At 71.8% G+C, this 19,067-nt stretch carries 18 protein-coding genes; 10 read left to right on the top strand and 8 right to left on the bottom strand.

What is annotated here, in order from left to right:
* The first annotated feature begins 52 nt into the window (after positions 1–52).
* Positions 53–1,603, top strand: a complete 1,551-nt coding sequence (locus ABD269_RS17655) for an acyl-CoA synthetase (RefSeq protein ID WP_344118865.1) — start codon at positions 53–55, stop codon at positions 1,601–1,603.
* Between the two features lie 9 nt (positions 1,604–1,612).
* Here ABD269_RS17655 and paaK read toward each other — a convergent pair whose 3' ends face one another.
* Positions 1,613–2,908, bottom strand: a complete 1,296-nt coding sequence (gene paaK, locus ABD269_RS17650) for a phenylacetate--CoA ligase PaaK (RefSeq protein ID WP_344119084.1) — start codon at positions 2,906–2,908, stop codon at positions 1,613–1,615.
* 168 nt (positions 2,909–3,076) lie between these two features.
* Complete coding sequence (locus ABD269_RS17645) at positions 3,077–4,273, bottom strand: helix-turn-helix transcriptional regulator (RefSeq protein ID WP_344118863.1); 1,197 nt, start codon at positions 4,271–4,273, stop codon at positions 3,077–3,079.
* Between the two features lie 113 nt (positions 4,274–4,386).
* Here ABD269_RS17645 and ABD269_RS17640 point away from each other — a divergent pair, with 113 nt between their 5' ends.
* The 3 genes from ABD269_RS17640 to ABD269_RS17630 all read left to right on the top strand — a co-directional run bounded on the left by ABD269_RS17640 (position 4,387) and on the right by ABD269_RS17630 (position 5,466).
* Entirely contained in the window at positions 4,387–4,647 is a 261-nt protein-coding gene (locus ABD269_RS17640; RefSeq protein WP_344118861.1) for a hypothetical protein, read from the top strand.
* Entirely contained in the window at positions 4,647–4,967 is a 321-nt protein-coding gene (locus ABD269_RS17635) for a hypothetical protein (RefSeq protein ID WP_344118859.1), read from the top strand. The genes ABD269_RS17640 and ABD269_RS17635 overlap by 1 nt, the downstream gene beginning before the upstream one ends.
* Before the next feature lie 304 nt (positions 4,968–5,271).
* Positions 5,272–5,466 (top strand): hypothetical protein, encoded by a 195-nt coding sequence (locus ABD269_RS17630; RefSeq protein WP_344118856.1) that lies wholly within the window; start codon positions 5,272–5,274, stop codon positions 5,464–5,466.
* A 158-nt stretch (positions 5,467–5,624) separates the two neighbouring features.
* Here ABD269_RS17630 and ABD269_RS17625 read toward each other — a convergent pair whose 3' ends face one another.
* On the bottom strand, positions 5,625–7,532 hold the full coding sequence (locus ABD269_RS17625) for a phosphocholine-specific phospholipase C (protein ID WP_344118853.1): 1,908 nt from the start codon (positions 7,530–7,532) through the stop codon (positions 5,625–5,627).
* Positions 7,533–7,673: 141 nt separating this feature from the next.
* A complete protein-coding gene (locus tag ABD269_RS17620; RefSeq protein ID WP_344118851.1) occupies positions 7,674–9,296 on the bottom strand; it encodes an acyl-CoA synthetase in 1,623 nt (540 codons plus the stop codon).
* Between the two features lie 184 nt (positions 9,297–9,480).
* On the opposite strand from ABD269_RS17620, the gene ABD269_RS17615 reads away from it, so the two are divergent.
* The 5 genes from ABD269_RS17615 (at position 9,481) to ABD269_RS17595 (ending at position 13,824) form a co-directional block, all read left to right on the top strand.
* Positions 9,481–10,284, top strand: coding sequence for a crotonase/enoyl-CoA hydratase family protein (locus tag ABD269_RS17615; RefSeq protein ID WP_344118849.1), 804 nt, complete (start codon positions 9,481–9,483; stop codon positions 10,282–10,284).
* Between the two features lie 57 nt (positions 10,285–10,341).
* Entirely contained in the window at positions 10,342–11,286 is a 945-nt protein-coding gene (locus tag ABD269_RS17610; protein WP_344118847.1) for a Zn-ribbon domain-containing OB-fold protein, read from the top strand.
* A complete protein-coding gene (locus ABD269_RS17605) occupies positions 11,286–12,341 on the top strand; it encodes a thiolase domain-containing protein (protein ID WP_344118845.1) in 1,056 nt (351 codons plus the stop codon). The genes ABD269_RS17610 and ABD269_RS17605 overlap by 1 nt, the downstream gene beginning before the upstream one ends.
* A 20-nt stretch (positions 12,342–12,361) precedes the next feature.
* Positions 12,362–13,513, top strand: a complete 1,152-nt coding sequence (locus ABD269_RS17600; RefSeq protein WP_344119082.1) for a thiolase domain-containing protein — start codon at positions 12,362–12,364, stop codon at positions 13,511–13,513.
* Positions 13,514–13,587: 74 nt separating this feature from the next.
* Positions 13,588–13,824, top strand: coding sequence for a DUF397 domain-containing protein (locus ABD269_RS17595; RefSeq protein ID WP_301889605.1), 237 nt, complete (start codon positions 13,588–13,590; stop codon positions 13,822–13,824).
* A gap of 44 nt (positions 13,825–13,868) precedes the next feature.
* On the opposite strand, the gene ABD269_RS17590 is transcribed toward ABD269_RS17595, so the two are convergent.
* From ABD269_RS17590 to ABD269_RS17585, 3 genes are all read right to left on the bottom strand, one after another.
* Complete coding sequence (locus ABD269_RS17590; RefSeq protein WP_344118842.1) at positions 13,869–14,885, bottom strand: isopenicillin N synthase family dioxygenase; 1,017 nt, start codon at positions 14,883–14,885, stop codon at positions 13,869–13,871.
* A gap of 162 nt (positions 14,886–15,047) precedes the next feature.
* Positions 15,048–15,131 carry a putative leader peptide gene (locus ABD269_RS35390; protein WP_367621043.1) on the bottom strand — a complete coding sequence of 28 codons (84 nt, stop codon included), beginning with the start codon at positions 15,129–15,131 and terminating at the stop codon, positions 15,048–15,050.
* A gap of 231 nt (positions 15,132–15,362) precedes the next feature.
* Positions 15,363–15,761 (bottom strand): rodlin, encoded by a 399-nt coding sequence (locus ABD269_RS17585; RefSeq protein WP_301889608.1) that lies wholly within the window; start codon positions 15,759–15,761, stop codon positions 15,363–15,365.
* Between the two features lie 475 nt (positions 15,762–16,236).
* Here ABD269_RS17585 and ABD269_RS17580 point away from each other — a divergent pair, with 475 nt between their 5' ends.
* On the top strand, positions 16,237–16,737 hold the full coding sequence (locus tag ABD269_RS17580; RefSeq protein WP_301889609.1) for a hypothetical protein: 501 nt from the start codon (positions 16,237–16,239) through the stop codon (positions 16,735–16,737).
* 69 nt (positions 16,738–16,806) lie between these two features.
* Here the strand turns inward: ABD269_RS17580 and ABD269_RS17575 are convergent, their stop codons facing one another.
* Positions 16,807–18,831, bottom strand: a complete 2,025-nt coding sequence (locus tag ABD269_RS17575; RefSeq protein ID WP_425572914.1) for an N-acetylmuramoyl-L-alanine amidase — start codon at positions 18,829–18,831, stop codon at positions 16,807–16,809.
* Positions 18,832–19,067 lie beyond the last annotated feature (236 nt).

The raw sequence follows: 19,067 nt of genomic DNA, 5'->3' as shown, positions 1-19,067 counted from the left end.
GGGGGCTCCGCCCCCCGCCCCGGGGCCGCACCCGAAAGGAGCCCGCACCCACATGCCGCACCCACCCCAAGGATTCTGGGCCCAGGCCACCGCCGACCCCGACCGCACCGCACTGATCACCCCGAACGGCGAAGCCTGGACCGCGGGCGAGCTGCACGGCGCCGCCAACCGGCTCGTGCGGGGCCTGCGCGCCGCCGGCCTGCGGGCGGGCGACTCCTTCGCCGCCGTCCTGCCCAACGGCGCCGAACTCCTCACCGCCTACCTCGCCGCCACCCAGGCCGGCTTCTACCTCGTACCCGTCAACCACCACCTCCTCGGCCCGGAGATCGCCTGGATCGTCGCCGACTCGGGGGCGGGGGCGCTCATCGCCCACGATCGGTTCGCCGCCACCGCGACCGCCGCCGCCGACGAGGCGGGACTGCCCGCCGCCCGCCGCTACGCCGTCGGCGACATCCCCGGCTTCCGCCCGTACGAGGGGCTCCTCGCCGGCCACCCCGACAGCCCGCCGCCCGACCGCACGCTCGGCTGGGTCATGAACTACACCTCCGGCACCACCGGCAGGCCCCGGGGCATCCGCCGCCCCCTGCCCGGGAAGCCGCCCGAGGAATCCCATCTCGGCGGATTCCTCGGCATCTTCGGCATCGAGCCGTCCGGCGGCAACACCCACCTGGTCTGCTCGCCGCTCTACCACACCGCCGTCCTCCAGTTCGCGGGCGCCTCCCTGCACGTCGGCCACCGGGTCGTGGTGATGGACAAGTGGACGCCCGAGGAGATGCTGCGCCTCATCGAAGCCCACCGCTGCACCCACACCCACATGGTCCCCACACAGTTCCAGCGACTGCTGGGGCTGCCCGGCCGCGTCCGGGCCGCGTACGACGTCTCCTCCATGCGGCACGCCATCCACGGGGCCGCGCCGTGCCCCGACCACGTCAAGCGCGCGATGATCGAATGGTGGGGAAGCTGCGTCGAGGAGTACTACGCGGCCAGCGAGGGCGGCGGGGCCTTCGCCACCGCCGACGACTGGCTGAAGAAGCCCGGCACGGTCGGCAAGGCCTGGCCCATCAGCGAACTCGCAGTCTTCGACGACAACGGCGCACGGCTCCCCGCCGGTGAACTCGGCACCGTCTACATGAAGATGACCACCGGCGGCTTCGCGTACCACAAGGACGACGACAAGACCCGCAAGAACCGCATCGGCGACTACTTCACCGTCGGCGACCTCGGCTTCCTGGACGAGGACGGCTATCTCTTCCTCCGCGACCGCAAGATCGACCTGATCATCTCCGGCGGGGTCAACATCTACCCCGCCGAGATCGAATCCGTGCTCCTCGCCCACCCCGCCGTGGCCGACGCCGCCGTCTTCGGCGTCCCGCACGACGACTGGGGCGAGGAGGTACGAGCCGTCGTGGAGCCGGCCGACGGGCACGCGCCCGGCGCCGCCCTGGCCGCGGAACTCCTCGCCCACTGCGCCCGCCACCTGGCCGGCTACAAACGCCCCCGGTCCGTCGACTTCATCGCCGCCATGCCCCGCGACCCCAACGGCAAGCTCTACAAACGCCGGTTGCGCGACCCGCACTGGCAATCCCGGGGGCGCGCGCTGTGACCCAGCCGCTCAGGGCTTCGGCGCGCGCTCGTCCACGACGCGCCCGAGCTTGCCCGTCGAGCGCTCCAGGGTCCCGGGGTCCACGATCTCGACGGCGACCGTCACCCCGATGCCGTCCTTCACCCGACGGGCGATCTCCCGGGCCGCCTCGGCGCGTTGCCCGGGATCCGCGCCGGGGCGGGCCTCGGCGCGCACGGTGAGGTGGTCCATCCGGCCCTCACGGGTCAGCCGCAGCCGGAAGTGCGGCGCGACGTCCGGCACGCGCAGCACGATCTCCTCGACCTGTCCGGGAAAGAGATTGACCCCTCGCACGATGATCAGGTCGTCGCTGCGCCCGGTGATCCGCTCCATGCGCCGGAACACCCGGGCGGTGGTGCCGGGCAGCAGCCGGGTGAGATCGCGGGTGCGGTATCGGACGACGGGCATGGCCTCCTTGGTGAGCGAGGTGAGGACCAGCTCACCGCGCTCGCCCTCGGGCAGCACCTCGCCCGTGACCGGGTCCACGACCTCGGGGTAGAAGTGGTCCTCCCAGATGTGCAGGCTGCCCTTGGCCTCCGCACACTCCTGCGCGACACCCGGCCCGATGATCTCGGAGAGGCCGTATATGTCGACCGCGTCGAGCGCGAACCTCTCCTCGATCTCCCGGCGCATCCCCTCCGTCCAGGGCTCGGCCCCGAAGATCCCGGTCCGCAGCGAGGTGGAACGGGGGTCGACGCCCTGGCGCTCGAACTCGTCGAGCAGGGTGAGCATGTAGGACGGCGTCACCATGATGACCTCCGGGCGGAGGTCCTGGATGAGCCGGACCTGGCGCGCGGTCATCCCGCCGGACGCGGGGATCACCGTGCAGCCCAGCCGCTCCGCGCCGTAGTGCGCACCCAGACCGCCGGTGAACAGGCCGTATCCATAGGCCACATGGACCTTGTCCCCCGGCCGGACACCCGCTGCCCGCAGGGAGCGCGCGACGACCTCGGCCCAGGTGTCGAGGTCGCCCCGGGTGTAGCCGACGACGGTCGGGGTACCCGTCGTGCCGCTGGAGGCATGGACGCGCCGCACCTCGCTCTCCGGCACGGCGAGCATCCCGAAAGGGTGATTCTCGCGGAGGTCGGCTTTCGTGGTGAACGGGAACCGGGCGAGGTCGGCAAGCGCCTGGCACTGCTCGGGACGGGTGGCGGTGGCATCGAAGGCGCGCCGGTAGAAGGGCACGCGCTCATAAGCGCGCCGCAAGGTATCACGCAGACGCGTCAGTTGCAGCTGCTCGAGCTCGGCACGTGACATCTGCTCCACTGCGTCGACCATAGCGAGGATCTTCCCCAACCCCGCCCCTCCCCGAAACCGGGGGAGACCCCCGGACCCCCCGAAGCGGCTGCGCCGCCAGGGCTGCTGGCTGGGGTCCGGCCGCCCCCCCCGTAAGGCCAGTAAAGGCACCGGGAGTCGATAGCAGCACCGCCCGCGTACGACTCTGAGGGGCTCGGTTCACGCAGCGCCCTCAAGTACGGCGCGCACTTCTGCCACGTCTCGGAACTCCTCCAGCCGTGCGAGCACGACCTTCACCCGCGCCGCCGTGCGTTCGCTCGCCACGTCAGCGGACAGGGTGATGACGCGCTCCGCCGTTGCCGCTGCTTCCTCCGGCTCGTTGGCGTCCGCGAGAGCGACGGCAAGCCACGACAGGTAGAGCGCAAATTCCCGCGTGTGCGTGGCGTCGTACCGGCTGAGCACGTCCCGGAGCAGCGGGACGGCGCGCAGTGGTCGGCGCAGCTCTGTGTAGACGCGTGACTCCATGACTTGGAGTTCTCCGGCATCCACCCAGTACAGGTAGCCGGGCTCTTCTTCCTCGCCGTGCCCCGTCAGCGCCTCGCCTGCCTCGCCGAGCGCCCGCATGGCGGGCTGAGGTTCCCCGGCTTTTGCGTGGGCCCATGCCACCCGGTCGAGATACAGGGCGCGCGCTCGAGGCGGTGCTCCGTCGGCGTTCTCCAGCGCTGCGCGGGCCATGATGAGACCTTCGCGTACGTCACCCGTGTTTGTTCGCTGGTAGGCCAGGCAACCCAGCAAGTTGCCCGCCAGCGTCGTGTCTCCCGCCGTGTGTGCTGCCGACAGGCCAAGCCGATAGATCCGTTCGGCTTCCGCGTGCTGACCAGCGTCACTCGCGATCCATCCGGCGATCTGTGCCAATTCCCCGATGGCCCGCAGGAGCGACCGGCCGATGGCTTCCGTGTGGCTGCTCTCCCTGAACAGCCTTACAGCGGAACGGAGTTCACGAAGAGCGGGGCGCAGCAAGTCCCCGCCCGCGATCACGTCGTCGGCAAGCCTCAGCCCATGTACGCGCTGCTGTAGATCACCCACGGCACCTACGCCGACGCGACGCCCCTCACAGCCGCCGAGCGGGGCGAGCGGGTCACCTTCGGGCAAGTAGTCGGCCAGTGCCGGCGGGGGTGGTTCTGCGGGGCCCAGGGGCGTCCTGAGCACGTCCACGGGCACACCGAGAGCGGCAGCGATGAACGACAGCCACTCACGAGGAGTGCGCTTGCCCGTCTCGTACCGGCTGATCTCCTGCCGTCCGATCGGCTCGCCCTGGACACCAGCCGCACGGCACGTCTCCCGCGCCAAGCGCGCCTGGCTCCACCCGCGCTGTTCGCGCAGGCGACGGATGTTGGCCCCGATGCTGCCTGTCATGTCGCAAGTCTGGCCGACAGTTGGCCTACACGGGGCCGCTAGTTCTGGATCACGAACGGACGGACGCTGGTCGCCACACCGAGTCAAGTTGGCGGAGAGGGCGGTTCAAGCGCATGGACGGCGAGAGATCCCACTGGGGTACAGGCGCCACGACGACGCTCTGGGGCAGCACCGGGTACCGCTCCGGGGCGCTGGTGGTGGACACGGGGACCGACGCCATGGGCGTGATGCACGGGCCCCGGGATGACGGGTTCCTCATCCGGGGAGTGGGTGACCACCACGGCGAGGAGTGGACCGCCCCTATGAGGCGTCTGCGCGTCGCGACATCAGCGGAGCGCCGCACCCTTGGTCTCGCCCCTCGGAGCACGGTCTGATGGAAGCCTTGGACGGAAGCGAACACGTGGCCAAGTCGCATCCTGCTGACGCTGAGAGCGTCCGCCCACCCTTCGTGGTCGCGCGGGACGGGTCGGCCGAACCTCCCGCGCCCCCTGCGGGTGACGTGACGGCGGACGCGCTGACCCCCGCCTACAGCCCGACCGTCTACGACACCCAGGAATTCCGCGATCAGTTCGCCCGGGTCGTCATCGCACGGTTGCGCGGGTGGCAGGAGGACATGGACGAGTTGCGTGCGCTGGTCGATGCCGCTGCGCGCCTTGAGGCGTTCTGCCTGCCGCACCAGCACGGCGCCCCCTAGACCGCCCGCCCCTCTGCCGGACGAATCCCTCACCCCCCGAGGGAGTTGGCTCTTCCTCCCCCCGGCACAGGGGCGGGCCTCAAACGCCCGTTCGGTCGATCCTGGGGAGTTTTGGCCGGGCGGGTGCACCACCCGCACGACGACAGAGACGTGGGGTTCCAAGCACCCACCCCAACCCGCTACAACCGAAGGAGGCCCGTCATGGGCAGGGACGAAGTCAACGGGTACGACCTGGGGGCGAACGAGACGATCACCCCTGTCGATCCGCCCGAGGACACCAGCGGCGACGAGGACACCAACGGAGATGACAAGTAGCAACACCCCCGACGGCGAGGGCACGCGCGCCACGCTGCGGCAGTTCCTCAAGCACGACTTGCCGGAAGACACCGAGCTGTCCTGGCTCTGCCCCATACATCGGGACCCGCAAGCCATGCGGCTGGTGCTCCGCTCCCGGTACGTCTGCGACAAGTGCACGCACGAAACGGCGCGCCCTCGCTGAAGGGTCTGCCCCGATCTGACGCATCCGCTGCGCCGGGGCGGGGCTTCGTGCTGGTCAGGCAGTCTCAAAGTGACATGTATCCCAAGGGGTGTACCGTTCCAGCTACCTCCCCCAGACTCCGTCCGGGGGTGCCCCCAGAGGTGCCCCCACGGGCTGGGTCAGCCGAAGACCCGTCCCGCGAAGCGCCGTTCGAAGCCGTCGCCCGCATCGGCCGTGACGGTCACGTCATACGCACCGGACTCAGGCACGGCAACCAAAACCTCCACCCGCCCGCCACCCGCGACCGTGGCAGTCGTACCGTCCGACACGGTGAAGACCACCCCCGCACCCCCGCCATTGCTCAGAGTCAGCCGCAGCCCCTGCGAAGAAGCCGTCACGGCCGCCTCCGGATGCCCCTTCGCCGGATTCGTCCACGTCCGGACGTCTCCCTTGAAGCCGCGCAGATAGCCGTCCGGGCCGTGCAGGTCGATGTCGTACTTGCCGCCGCCGTAGGTGAGGGCGCTGAAGTAGTCGCTCGCGCTGCCGTCCACCGGGACGGTGTAGTGCCAGGCCTCGTACGCCCGGTGGTTCACCGTGTAGGCGGTGAAACCCGCGCCCAGCCGGCCGGTGTTGACGACCTTGAACCACAGGCGGTTGGTGGAGGTGTCGGTCCAGGACGTGGTGTCGAAGCCGTAGCCGGTCGGCCGGGCCGGGCGGGTCCCCTCCTCCTGGACGGGCCGGGTCGCGGCGGCCGGGGGCTTGGCGTCGGGCAGGGAGTCCTGCTTGTCGCAGGCAGCGACGAGGGCCGTGGTGTCCGGCAGGGCGGGGAAGGAGGCGTTCTTCGAGGAGAAGTCGAAGGCGCTCATCAGGTCGCCGCACACCGTGCGCCGCCAGGCGGAGATGTTGGGCTCCTTGACGCCGGTCCAGTTCTCCAGGAAGCGCAGCGGCGACGTGTGGTCGAGCACCTCGGAGTGGACGTGGCCGCCCCGGCTCCACGGCGAGATCACGGTCATCGGGACCCGGGGCCCGAGCCCGATGGGCGCGCCGCCGATGAACTCGTCCGGGGTGCCGGACGGCGGCACCGGCGGGGCGACGTGGTCGAAGAAGCCGTCGTTCTCGTCGAAGTTCAGGAAGACCACCGTCTTCGCCCAGACCTCGGGGTGCGCGGCCAGCGACTCCAGGGCGTACTTCGCGGTGTAGTCGGCGCCGTACGCGGGCGGGTAGGCGGGGTGCTCCGACTGCCGCTCGGGCGCGACGACCCAGCTCACGGCAGGCAGCGTGCCGTTCGCGACGTCCTGGTTGAAGGCGTCGGCCGAGCGCCGCTGCATGCCGCCCACGTACAGCGGCGAGTCCTGCTTCGCGCTCTTGAACCGGCCGAACCAGGCCAGCGGGTTGTCGTCGTAGTTGTCCTGCTGCTGGTAGACCCGCCAGGAGATCCCGGCGGCCTCCAGCCGCTCCGGGTAGGTGGTCCAGGTGTAGCCCTTCTCGGAGTTGTCGGTGACGGGGCCGCCGTTCCTGCCGCCCGGGTCGATCATGCCCGTCCACTGGTAGAGCCGGTTGGGGTTGGTCGGCCCCTGCACGGAACAGAAGTACTGGTCGCAGATGGTGAACTCTTCGGCCAGCGCGAACTGGAACGGGATGTCGGCGCGCTGGTAGTACCCCATGGTCCAGGCGCTCTTGGCGGGTATCCAGTTGTTGTATCTGCCGCCGTTCCAGGCGCTGTGCGTCCCCGACCAGCCGTGGTCGAGGTCGCGGACCCGCTGGGCGTCGGTGGTGGCCGTGTCCAGGTGCCAGGGCGGCAGCGCGCTGCCGCCGAGCGGCCCGAGCGCCGTCTGGCGCAGCACGTCGGAGCCGCCCGGGAAGCGCAGCAGGGAACGGTCCCCGAAGCCCCGTACGCCCTTGAGGGTGCCGAAGTAGTGATCGAAGGAGCGGTTCTCCTGCATGAAGATCACCACGTGCTCGACGTCGTCCAGTCCGCCGGACGGCGAGCTCGCGGCCATGGCCTGCTGGAGCGAGGACGGCAGGGCGCCGAGCGCGGCGGCGCCGGCGGCCGCGCCGAGGAAACCACGACGGGACAAGGGGGTCACGGTGACTCCTGGAGGCAGGGGGCGGGAGGGGACGGGCCGATTGAAGGGCCACGCGGCCACCGGCGCCCCAACGCGCGCGGAGTGCGCCGTGTCCACCGCGCGCACAGCAGATGGCCCGCGCGTCAAGACCTGGCAAAGGCGCTACGGGGTCCGCTCGCCGGACGCCACCGCCCGCGCCCACCGGTAGTCCGCCTTGCCGCTGGGCGACCGCTCGATGCGGTCGGTGACGACGACGCTGCGCGGCACCTTGTACCCCGCCAGCCGGGCGCGGCAGTGCGCCTGGAGCGCGCCGAGCGTCGGCGGGCCCGCGCCGGGCCGGGGCTGTACGACGGCCGCGACGCGGTGCCCCCACCGGGCGTCGGGCACGCCGGTGACCAGCACGTCGTAGACGTCCGGGTGCGCTTTGAGCGCCTCCTCGACCTCTTCCGGATACACCTTCTCGCCGCCGGTGTTGATGCACTGCGAGCCGCGCCCCAGGACCGTGACCACGCCGTCCGCGCCGACCGTCGCCATGTCCCCGAGCAGGACCCACCGCTCGCCGCGCGCGTGGAAGAACGTCTCCGCGGTCTTCGCGGGGTCGTTGTAGTAGCCGAGGGGCACATGGCCGCGCTGGGCGACCCGCCCCACCTGGCCGGGCCCCACCGGTTCGTATGTGGCCGGGTCGATCACGGCCGTACGGTCGTTGACGCGCACCCGCAGGCCCCGGCCGCGGTCGTCGGTGGCGGTGCCGTTGAAGCCGGACTCCGAGGAGCCGAAGTTGTTCAGCAGCGCCACGTGCGGCAGGAGCGCCGCGAACTCCTCCCGCACGGTGTCCGAGAGGACGGCCCCCGAGCTGCTGACGCTGAACAGCGACGAGCAGTCGGTGCCCCGCGACGGCCCCGCCAGCGCCTCCACCAGGGGCCGCAGCATCGCGTCACCGACCAGCGAGACGCAGGTGACCCGCTCCTTCTCGATCGTCCGCAGCACCTCCCGCGGCACGAACTTGCGGTGCAGTACCACCTTCTGGCCGAAGTCGAAGGCGACGAACGCCGTCAGCGTGGACGTGCCGTGCATCAAGGGCGCGGTGGGGAAGAAGACGAGCCCCTCGCCGCCCGCCGCGACCCGCTCGGCGAGCTCCTCCGGCCGCCGCACCGGCTCGCCCGTCGGCGCGCCACCGCCGAGCCCCGAGAAGAAGAGGTCCTCCTGCCGCCACATCACGCCCTTGGGCAGGCCGGTGGTGCCACCGGTGTAGATGATGATCTGGTCGTCGCCGGAGCGCGGCCCGAAGTCGCGCCCGGGCGCGCCCGCCGCCTCGGCGTCCGCGAAGGGCACCGGCTCGACGCGGGGTTCGGGCGCATCCTCGGGCGGGGAGCCGACGCGGACGAGGTGGCGCAGCCGCTCCGCCCCGGGCAGCGCGGCGGCGACCCGCCCGGTGAACTCCGCGTCGAAGACCAGCCCCGCGAGATCGGCGTCGCGGTAGAGATAGGCCAGCTCCTCCTCCACATAGCGGTAGTTGACGTTGACCGGCACGGCCCGGAGCTTCAGACAGGCCCAGAGGGTCTGGAGGTACTCGACGCCGTTGTAGAGGTGCAGGCCCACGTGCTCGCCCGGCCGGATGCCGCTGTCCCGCAGATGGTGGGCCAGACGGTCGGCCGCCGTGTCGAGCTGCGCGTACGTCAGCCGCCGCTCGGCGCCGCCGCCCGGGTGGTCGACGTGGACCAGGGCCTCGCGGCCGGGCACCGTGTCGACGACCGACTCGAAGAGGTCGGCGAGGTTCACGTCCATGTCTCCTCCTGCCGTGCGGCGAGGTGCGGCGAGGTGCGGCGGCGGCCCGGCGGTCATTAGAGCGCCGGGCGCGATGGGTGGGAAGGGGAGCCGCCCAAGAAATCTGACGGGAAGTCAGAAAAGCCTTGAAGTGCGGCCCCGCCTCCGCCACCCTGTTCTGCGTCGCCGGACAGGAGGACACCCCATGGGCGGGACCGCACACCTGAAGGCCGAACGCGTCGGCGCCACGCTGGTGCTCACCCTCGACCGGCCCGAGGCCAGGAACGCCCTCTCCCTGCCGATGCTGGTCGGGCTCCACGACGGCTGGGCGGAGGCCGACGAGGACGACTCCATCCGCTCCGTCGTCCTCACCGGTGCCGGCGGAGCCTTCTGCTCCGGCATGGACCTCAAGGCGCTCGCCGGGCAGGGCGGCACGGCCGACGACGCCTGCCGGGACCGGCTGAAGGCGGACCCCGACCTCCACTGGAAGGCCATGCTCCGCCACCACCGCCCCCGCAAACCCGTCATCGCCGCCGTCGAGGGCCCCTGCGTCGCGGGCGGCACGGAGATCCTCCAGGGCACCGACATCCGCGTCGCGGGCGAGAGCGCCACTTTCGGCCTCTTCGAGGTCCGCCGCGGCCTCTTCCCCGTCGGCGGCTCCACCGTCCGCCTCACCCGCCAGATCCCCCGCACCCACGCCCTCGAAATGCTGCTCACCGGCCGCCCCTACTCCGCCCGCGAGGCCGAGCGCATCGGGCTCGTCGGCCGCGTCGTGCCCGACGGCACCGCCCTGGAGTCGGCCCTGGAGACCGCCGAACTCATCAACGCCAACGGCCCCCTGGCCGTCGAGGCCGTCAAGGCGTGCGCGTACGAGACCGCCGGCCTGCCCGAGCCCGAAGCCCTCGCCCTCGAACTCGAGCGCGGCATGCGGATCTTCGGCACCGCCGACGCCAAGGAGGGCACCCGCGCCTTCGCGGAGAAGCGCCCGCCCGTCTTCCGGCGCGCCTGAACACGGCCGGGAGCACCCGAGCCGCCCGAGACAGTCCAGAGAAGGAGAGCCGCGGCCGTGTCCGAGATCCTCACCGCGCCCCTGGTCGTCGAGTTCCCCTTCACCCGCTCCCTGGGCCCCGTCCAGAGCGCCTTCCTCACCGGGCTGCGCGAGCGCGTCGTCCTCGGCGTCCGCACCACCGACGGCCGCATCCTCGTGCCACCCGTCGAGTACGACCCGTACACCGCCGACGAGATCCGCGAGCTCGTCGAGGTCGGTGCCACCGGCACCGTCACCACCTGGGCCTGGAACCCCGCCCCCCGCCCCCGGCAGCCCCTGACGACCCCCTTCGCCTGGGTCCTCGTCACGCTCGACGGCGCCGACACCGCCCTGCTGCACGCCCTCGACGCCCCCGGCCCCGACGCCGTGCGCACCGGCATGCGCGTCCGCGTCCGCTGGGCCGCGGAGCGCACCGGGGCGATCACCGACATCGCGTGCTTCGAACCGTACGAAGGCGGCGAAGCAGGCCCCGCGACCCCGCACACCGGTGTCTTCGCCGACCCCGTCACCGGCATCACCACCCCCGCCCGCCTCGACTACACCTACGCCCCCGGCCGCGCCCAGAGCCGCCACCTCGCCGCCCTCGCCCGGCACATCACCGTCGGTGAACGCTGCCCCGAGTGCCGCCGGGTGTACGTACCGCCCCGCGGCGCCTGCCCGACCTGCGGCGTCGCCACCGGCGAACAGGTCGAGGTCGGCCCGCGCGGCACCGTCACCACCTACTGCGTCGTCAACATCAAGGCCAGGAACGCCACGATCGACGTCCCGTACGTCTACGCCCACATCGCCCTCGACGGCGCCGATCTCGCCCTCCACGGGCGCATCGCCGGGATCCCCTGCGACGAGGTGCGCATGGGCCTGCGCGTCGAGCCCGTATGGACCGAGGACGCCCGCCACCCCGACCACTACCGGCCCACCGGCGAACCCGACGCCGCCTACGACACGTACAAGGAGCTGCTGTGATGCGGTACGCCCGCGACGTGGCGATCGTCGCCTTCGCGCAGACCGCCCACCGGCGCTCCTCGCAGGACGTGTCCGAGACCGAGATGCTGCTGCCCGTCCTGCGCGAGGTGCTCGACCGGGCCGGACTGGCGCCCGGAGAGCCCGGCTTCACCTGCTCGGGGTCGAGCGACTACCTCGCCGGACGCCCCTTCTCCTTCACCATGGCCCTCGACGGCGTCGGCGCGTGGCCGCCCGTCGCGGAGTCCCACGTGGAGACGGACGGCGCCTGGGCGCTCTACGAAGCCTGGGTCGAACTCCTCACCGGCGCCGCCGACACCGCCCTCGTCTACGCCTACGGCAAGGCCTCGGCCGGCGACCTGGGCGCCGTGCTCACCCGCCAGCTCGACCCCTACTACGCCGCCCCGCTCTGGCCCGGCCCCGTCGACCTCGCCGCGCTCCAGGCGCAGGCGCTCATCGACGCGGGCGAGACCGACGAGGCGGCCCTCGCGGGCATCGCCGACCGCAGCCGCACCGCCGCCCGCGCCAACCCCCACGCACGGCTGCGCGGCCCGGTGCCCATGGGCGACCACGTCGTACGGCCGCTGCGCACCGGTGACTGCCCGCCCGTCAGCGACGGCGCCGCCGCCCTCGTCCTCGCCGCCGGGGACACCGCCCGCCGGATGTGCGAACGGCCCGCCTGGATCCGCGGCATGGACCACCGCACCGACCCCCAGGGCCTCGGGCTGCGCGACCTCACCGACGCCCCCTCCGCCCGGCTCGCCGCCGAGCGCGCCGGGGCGTTCGACGCGCCCGTCGACACCGCCGAGATCCACGCACCCTTCACCGCGCAGGAAGTGATCCTGCGCAAGGCGCTCCGGCTCGGCGACGACGTGTCGGTCAACCCCTCCGGCGGCGCCCTCGCCGCCGACCCGGTCATGGCGACCGGGCTGATCCGCTTCGGCGAGGCGGCCGTCCGCGTCCACCGGGGCGAGTCGGACCGGGCACTGGCCCACGCCACCTCCGGCCCGTGCCTCCAGCAGAACCTCGTCGGCGTCCTGGAAGGGGAGAGCCGGTGAACCCCGCGAACAACGAACCCGTGGCCGTCGTCGGCATCGGCCAGACCGAACACGCCGCCGCCCGCCGGGACGTGTCGATCGCCGGACTCGTCCGCGAGGCCGCCCTGCGCGCCCTCGCCGACGCGGAGCTGACCTGGGCCGACATCGACGCCGTCGTCATCGGGAAGGCGCCCGACTTCTTCGAGGGCGTCATGATGCCCGAGCTCTACCTCGCCGACGCGCTCGGAGCGGTCGGCAAGCCCCTGATGCGCGTGCACACCGCCGGTTCCGTCGGCGGCTCCACCGCACTGGTCGCCGCCAACCTCGTGGCCTCCCGCGTGCAACGCACCGTTCTCACCGTCGCCTTCGAGAAGCAGTCCGAGTCGAACGCCATGTGGGGGCTGTCCCTGCCCGTCCCCTTCCAGCAGCCCCTGCTGGCCGGTGCCGGCGGCTTCTTCGCCCCGCATGTACGGGCGTACATCCGCCGCACCGGAGCGCCCGGGCACGTGGGCTCCCTCGTCGCCTACAAGGACCGCCGCAACGCCCTGAAGAACCCCAGCGCCCACCTCCACGAGCACGGCATCACCCTGGAGAAGGTGCAGTCCTCACCCATGCTGTGGGACCCGATCCGCTACTCCGAGACCTGCCCCTCCTCCGACGGGGCCTGCGCGATGGTCCTCACCGGCCGCCGGGGCGCCGCCCGCGCCCCGCACCCGCCCGCCTGGGTGCACGGCGGCGCCATGCGCAGCGAGCCGACCCTCTTCGCGGGCAAGGACTTCGTCTCGCCCCGCGCGGGACGCGACTGCGCCGCCGACGTCTACCGCCAGGCCGGGATCACCGACCCGCGCCACGAGATCGACGTGGCCGAACTCTACGTGCCCTTCAGCTGGTACGAGCCGATGTGGCTGGAGAACCTGGGCTTCGCGGCGGAGGGGGAGGGCTGGAAGCTCACCGTGTCCGGCGCGACCGAACTGGACGGCGACCTGCCGGTCAACCCCTCGGGCGGCGTGCTGTCCACCAACCCCATCGGCGCGTCCGGCATGTTGCGCTTCGCCGAGGCCGCGCTCCAGGTGTGCGGCCGGGCCGGCGCGCACCAGGTCGACGGCGCTCGCAGGGCCCTCGGCCACGCCTACGGCGGGGGAGCGCAGTTCTTCTCGATGTGGCTGGTGGGCACCGAACCGCCCGCCGGCTGAGGCCGCGCGGCCTGTCCGGCGCACGCCGCGCTCGCTAGTGTGGGCCGGGACGACGACCGGGAGGAGCTACGGACGTGGCGAAGAGCACGACGGACCAACTGACCGGTGGCACAAGGCCGGAGCTCGACCTCGCGAACGCCGCATGGCAGCCGGGCAGCCAGGGCGTCGGCGACGTCCAGATCGCCTTCGTCGAGGGCTTCATCGCGATGCGCCACGGGCGGGCGCCGGGCGGCCCGGCCGTCGTCTTCACTCCGATGGAGTGGCGCGCCTTCGTCCGCGGCGCCCGGGTCGGCCGCTTCGACGCTCCCTGACCCCCGCCGCGGGCGGCGAACCGTCCGCGGCGGGATGCAACGCGTCAGCCGACCGGGCTGCCCTCCGTCAGGAGCCCGGAGTGGTAGCGGCGGGCGACCTCCGGGTGCGCGCGCAGCCAGCCCTTGATCTCGTTGCGGCCGTACTCCGCGAAGAGCGGGTTGGAGGAGTCCTGGGTGACCCCGGGCGCCCGGTGCGCGTGCGGGAAGGGAACGGGCTCGATGCGCGCGTCCAGCCGGGGGTTGTAGAAGAACGGGACGGAGTAGCGCTCCCGGGTGCCGGGCGGGCTGACCACGCGGTGGTTGGTGGCCTTGAGATAGCCGTTGGTCGCCACCTCGAGCAGCTCGCCGAGGTTGATCACGAACGCCCCGGGCATGGGCGGCACATCGCGGAACACCCCGTCCGCCCCCTCCACTTGGAGGCCCCCGACCTCGTCCTGGAGCAGCAGCGTCAGGAAGCCGTAGTCCTTGTGGGCGCCCACGCCCTGCGCCGCGCCGTCCGGGGCGCTGCCGGGGTAGCGGACGAGCTTGAGGTGCAGGTGGGGGCGGTCGGCGAAGGCGTCGTCGTAGAAGGTGGCCGGGGCGCCGATGGAGGCCAGCAGCTCGTGCAGCAGCCGCTCGGCGACCGCGCTCAGCCTGTCGATCCAGTGCAGGGCGGCGGTCCGCAGCCCGGGAAGGGCGGCGGGCCACTGGTTCGGGCCCTCCAGCCACCAGTAGCCGGGCTCGTCCGCGCCGGGTGTGCGGGGCGCGCGCTCGGCGCCTATGTCGATCTGGTCCCGCCAGTCGGGGCTGCCGCCGGTCCGCTCGTCGCCTATCCGGGTGTAGCCGCGGAAATGGGGCGAGTTGAGGTTGCTGATGGACAGCCGCTCCGCCTCGGGGAGGGCGAAGAACGCACGGAGCGTGCGCATCAGTTCGGCGGTCTCGGACTCGGTGATCCCGTGGCCCGTCAGGTGGAAGAAGCCCACGTCGCGGGCGGCGCCGTGCAGCGTCTCGTGGAAGGCGGCGCGGGTCGCGGCGTCACCCGAAGCGGCGGAGAGGTCGATGACGGGAAGGCTGTTGCTCATGAGGACATCCACTTGCGTGAAGGCCCGGTACGTACGGCGGTGCGCCGGACGGCCGCGCTGCTGCCGCGGGGTGTGCGGACAGGGCAGGCGGGGGGACCGGGAAGCGGCAGGAAGGAAGAAAACAGGCCACGGCCCGGGAAGGCGGGCTGGGCGGGGTGAAGGTCAGCCGTAGCGGCGACAGGACATGCTCGTGACGCGGAGGAGGTCCACGTGGCGGCGTTTCACGAGCATGGTCACGTCGCCCATCGTATACGACGCCGTAACAAACGGATCCGGGGCGCCCGGCCCTCGGGCTGCCGGTCGGCGGCCGGCCGTCGGCGGCCCGCTGCCCTGTTAAGTCGATATGCAATTCCGATACACGATTTCGGTGCATGGTGCTTGACCGGCAGATATTCCGGTCAGCATACAGAGAAACCCCCTTCCGCGGGGCCCGTGCACCCGCGGAAGGGGGAATTCTGTTCGAGCGTCTCGCCGCTGCTAGAGCCCTCGGTTGCCCGAGCCGTTGCCCGAGACGACCGGGATCTCGTCGAGGATGTGCGACAGCGGGTCGTCCCCGTCGCTGATCGTCGAGTTGTCGGTGCACTGCTGCTGCTGCTGAGAGCTGAGGATCGGTACGTCCTGGACGCCGACGTTGAGCAGCGCGATCAGGGACTGCAGACCGATCTTGCCGATGCCGAGGCACGGCTTGTTGAGCGTGCCCTGGACCAGGCTCATCTGCGGGCTCTGCTCACCGCCGGTCTTGGTGTTCCCGTAACCGGTCTTGGAAGCGTTGCCGTTCGCGACGTCGCTGTCGTTGCCGATCGCCATCGCGGGCGCGGCGACGGCGCCGACCGCGGAGGCCGTGAGCGCGGCCGTGGCGAGTACCTTCTTGAGCACGTCTGTGCCTTTCGATCGATTAGCGCCTTCTCAGGGGAAGTGACCTGAGTAACTCGGGCCCAATTGATGAGGTTTCGGGCATTCACTCATTTGCGTCACCGAGCGGTCGGTACGGAAATATCGGGAGTGTCGCCATCGCCCCGGGTAATTCCTCCGCTAATGCGGCGCATTTGAGTGATGACGGCGGGACCGTGCGTATACGCCTGGTAGCGTGCTGTGCGCGGCGGATCTTCGGCCGTCAGTCCGCCCGGACAGCGCCCCCACAAGCTGCGTCCGGGCGGGCTTTTGTGTGCGTGGGCCGACGGGTCCGCCGTCCGCGACACGCTTGGCTCGCTCATGCCAAAGAGGTACCCGTTCGGCCCCACGGCCGCCGCGCGCGCCACCCGCCCCGTACGCCGCCGTGACCCCGCCCCACGGCCCGCACCGGGGGTCTCCCCGGCGTCACGGCGCGGTGCGGGGCACGTACGATGTGAGCATGTCGTTCCTCCGCCGCCGCAGCGCCGCCACGCCCACCGGGCCGGACTTCGACGTCCTCGCCATGGACCCGGGGGACTGGCCCGGCGACCTCGGCGCCGGGCTGCTGCCCGCGCCCGATGGCAGCTGCCAGGGCGTCTTCCTCCGCTACGACCTCTTCGGCGGGCGCGGCCCGGCGATGATCATCGGCAATCTGCCCGAGGGCTCCCCGGCCCGGGAGCTCGGCGAGGGCCAGGTGCCCTTCGAGGTGGCACAGCTGCTCGTGGCGCTCGGCAACGACGAGCCCGTGCAGGTGCTGGAGACCGAGGACATCCCGGTCATGCACGAGGACAATCTGCTGATCGTGCGCCGCCTGAAGTGCTCCGAAGGCCGCATCTCCTGCACCCAGTTCGACCGCAGCGACGGCGTCCTCGTCACCATCGCCAGCTGGGACCGCCCCATCACCGACGAGCTCTACCAGCTGCTCAAGCCGCTGCCCGCGGAGATGTTCCAGCAGGTCTGACCGCGCCCGCGGAGATCCTCGACCGACACCGGAGCCCGGTACGCCTGCCGTACCGGGCTCCTTCGCTGCCTAACGCCCCCAGTGATCGGACGGGCGCACGGTCACATCGTCCGCCTTGACGAACGCCACCCGGTGACCGAACTGGATCTCGTAGTAGACGTCCTTGCCCCGGATCACCTTGTGACCGGCCGGGTCGAAGGTCTTCGACCACAGATACTCGCTCGGCACCCGGCCGCCCAGCGCGTACGTCTGCCCCGCGAGCAGCTTGTACGGCAGCGGTGTCACGTCCTGCACCGGAATGCCCGCGGGATACGCCTCCTTCTCCGGAAAGGCCCGCCCGTACACCGGGACCTCGGCCGCCCCCGGCCTCGGAGTGACCACGGGCCCATAGGCGTTGACCACGGTGGGCTGCCACCACGGGTTCCGGAACCACGCCTTCTGACCCAGGTACCAGATCGCCGTCCAGCCGCCGTGCCGGCCGGCGACCGCGAACTGCTGGCCGGTCGAGGCGCGGGCGCCCGTGTCGTTGACGTCGGTCGTCGACGGGCTCCCGTCCGGGCGCAGACCGATGTCCTTGACCAGCGGGGAGTCCTCGCTCGGTGCCGTGTGCAGCCGGACCGCGCCGGAACCGTGCGGAGCGCAGGGCTTCCCCGGCTCCACGCAGCCGGTGTACGGCGGGGTGTTGACGTCGTAGTCGGGCCGGATGGTGACCATCCCGCCGAACATGCCGCCCGTGGGGTAGAAGGGCTCGCCCAGCAGCTCGAAGTAGTGGTCCCAGTCCCAGAAGGGGCCCGGGTCCGTGTGCATCCCCCTGATGGTCGCCGTGGTCGTGCCCGGGACGTTGTCGTGGCCCAGGATGTGCTGCCGGTCCAGCGGGATGTCCAGCTCGTCGGCCAGATAGCGCACCAGATCGGCCGACTTGCGGTACATCTCCTCCGTGTACCAGGCGTCGGGCTGGGCGAGGAAGCCCTCGTGCTCGATGCCGACGGACGCGGAGTTCACATACCAGTTGCCCGCGTGCCAGGCCACGTCCTTCGTCGGCACGTGCTGGGCGATGTGCCCGTCCACGGAGCGCACGGTGTAGTTCCAGGAGACGTACGTCGGATCCTTGATCAGCCTGACGCTCGTCTCCCACGACCCCTCGGTGTCGTGGATGACGATGAATCTGACCTTCTGCGAAGGCTTCTCGGGCCGGTCGGCGACGTCGTGGTTGCCGTAGTCCGAGCCCTGCAACTGCTGGTACGGCGCCGGGATCGACTCGCACGCCAGCGACCTCGGGCACTCCACGCCGTCCCGCGAGGGCGCCGTCAGCCCCAGCCGCCGCACCAGATCCGCGCGGTCGGCCAGCCGGGGGCTCGGCTCAAGGGCGACCAGTTGACCGGCATCCGTCGTGCGCCGCTCACCGGAGCGGATCACCTCGAAGACATCGTGCGCGAACGTGCCGGCCGACACCGAGTCCGTGGCATCCGGATAGCTGGCCACCGCGCCGAACCAGTCCGCGGGATCGGTGCTCAGCGGCAGCCCCAACTTCCGCTGCGCGGCGGCCAGCAGGGCCGCACCGCCCTGGACATTGGCCGTCGCGTCCTGGCGCAGCGCCTCCGCTGAAAGGCCGGAGAGCTCGGCTGCCCGGTCCAGGGTGCGCAGCCGCGCCGGGACCTCGGCGGGCACCGGAAGCTCCGGACGGACGGAACGCACCGCCGCGAGCGGCCGGGCGGCGTCGCCGCGCGGGTCCGTAAGAACATCCGTGTGCCGACCGGCCGCGGCGAGCGCGGCGGAGGCATCGGTGAGATGCATCGGGCCGTAGCCACCGGTGACGCTGGGCGCGCCGCCATGGCTGTTCCAGCGGGACTGGAGATAGGAGACGCCCAGCAGCACGCTCGCGGGAACGTGATACTTCGCGGACGCGGCGACGAAGGCCCGTTGCAGCGCGCCGGGGCCCGGCTGCTCGTCGGCGCTCGCCGTGGAACTGCCCGAGAGGGCGGGCAGCAACAGGGCGGCCGACGCCACGACGCCGACCGTCTGGAGTCTGCGGCGGTCTCTTCTTCGCCGGGCTCTCGGCGGGCTGGTCCGGGGTGCGGGGGCTGATCCTCGCAATGCGGCCTCCTCGGGACGGCAGTGCCACCGAGCTGGGATGGTAGGTGCGCGATCGGGCGTGTGCGGGACCGGACGTACCAGAGGTAGCCGCTGGATGACGATCCGTCAATCATGCTGATGCGCCCGTGTGAGGGACACACGGGCGCATGGGGAGGCCGTCATCCGTACCAGTGAACGGCGACACGCCGCGCGGGAAGGGAGCGCGGCGTGTCAGGGCGAACCCGGGCGGAGGGCGG

Origin of the sequence: Streptomyces blastmyceticus, assembly GCF_039521185.1 — a bacterium.
Classification (GTDB): Bacteria; Actinomycetota; Actinomycetes; order Streptomycetales; family Streptomycetaceae; genus Streptomyces; species Streptomyces blastmyceticus.
Note: the sequence above shows the minus strand (reverse complement) of the source record. Positions and strands in the feature narration are given on the sequence as shown.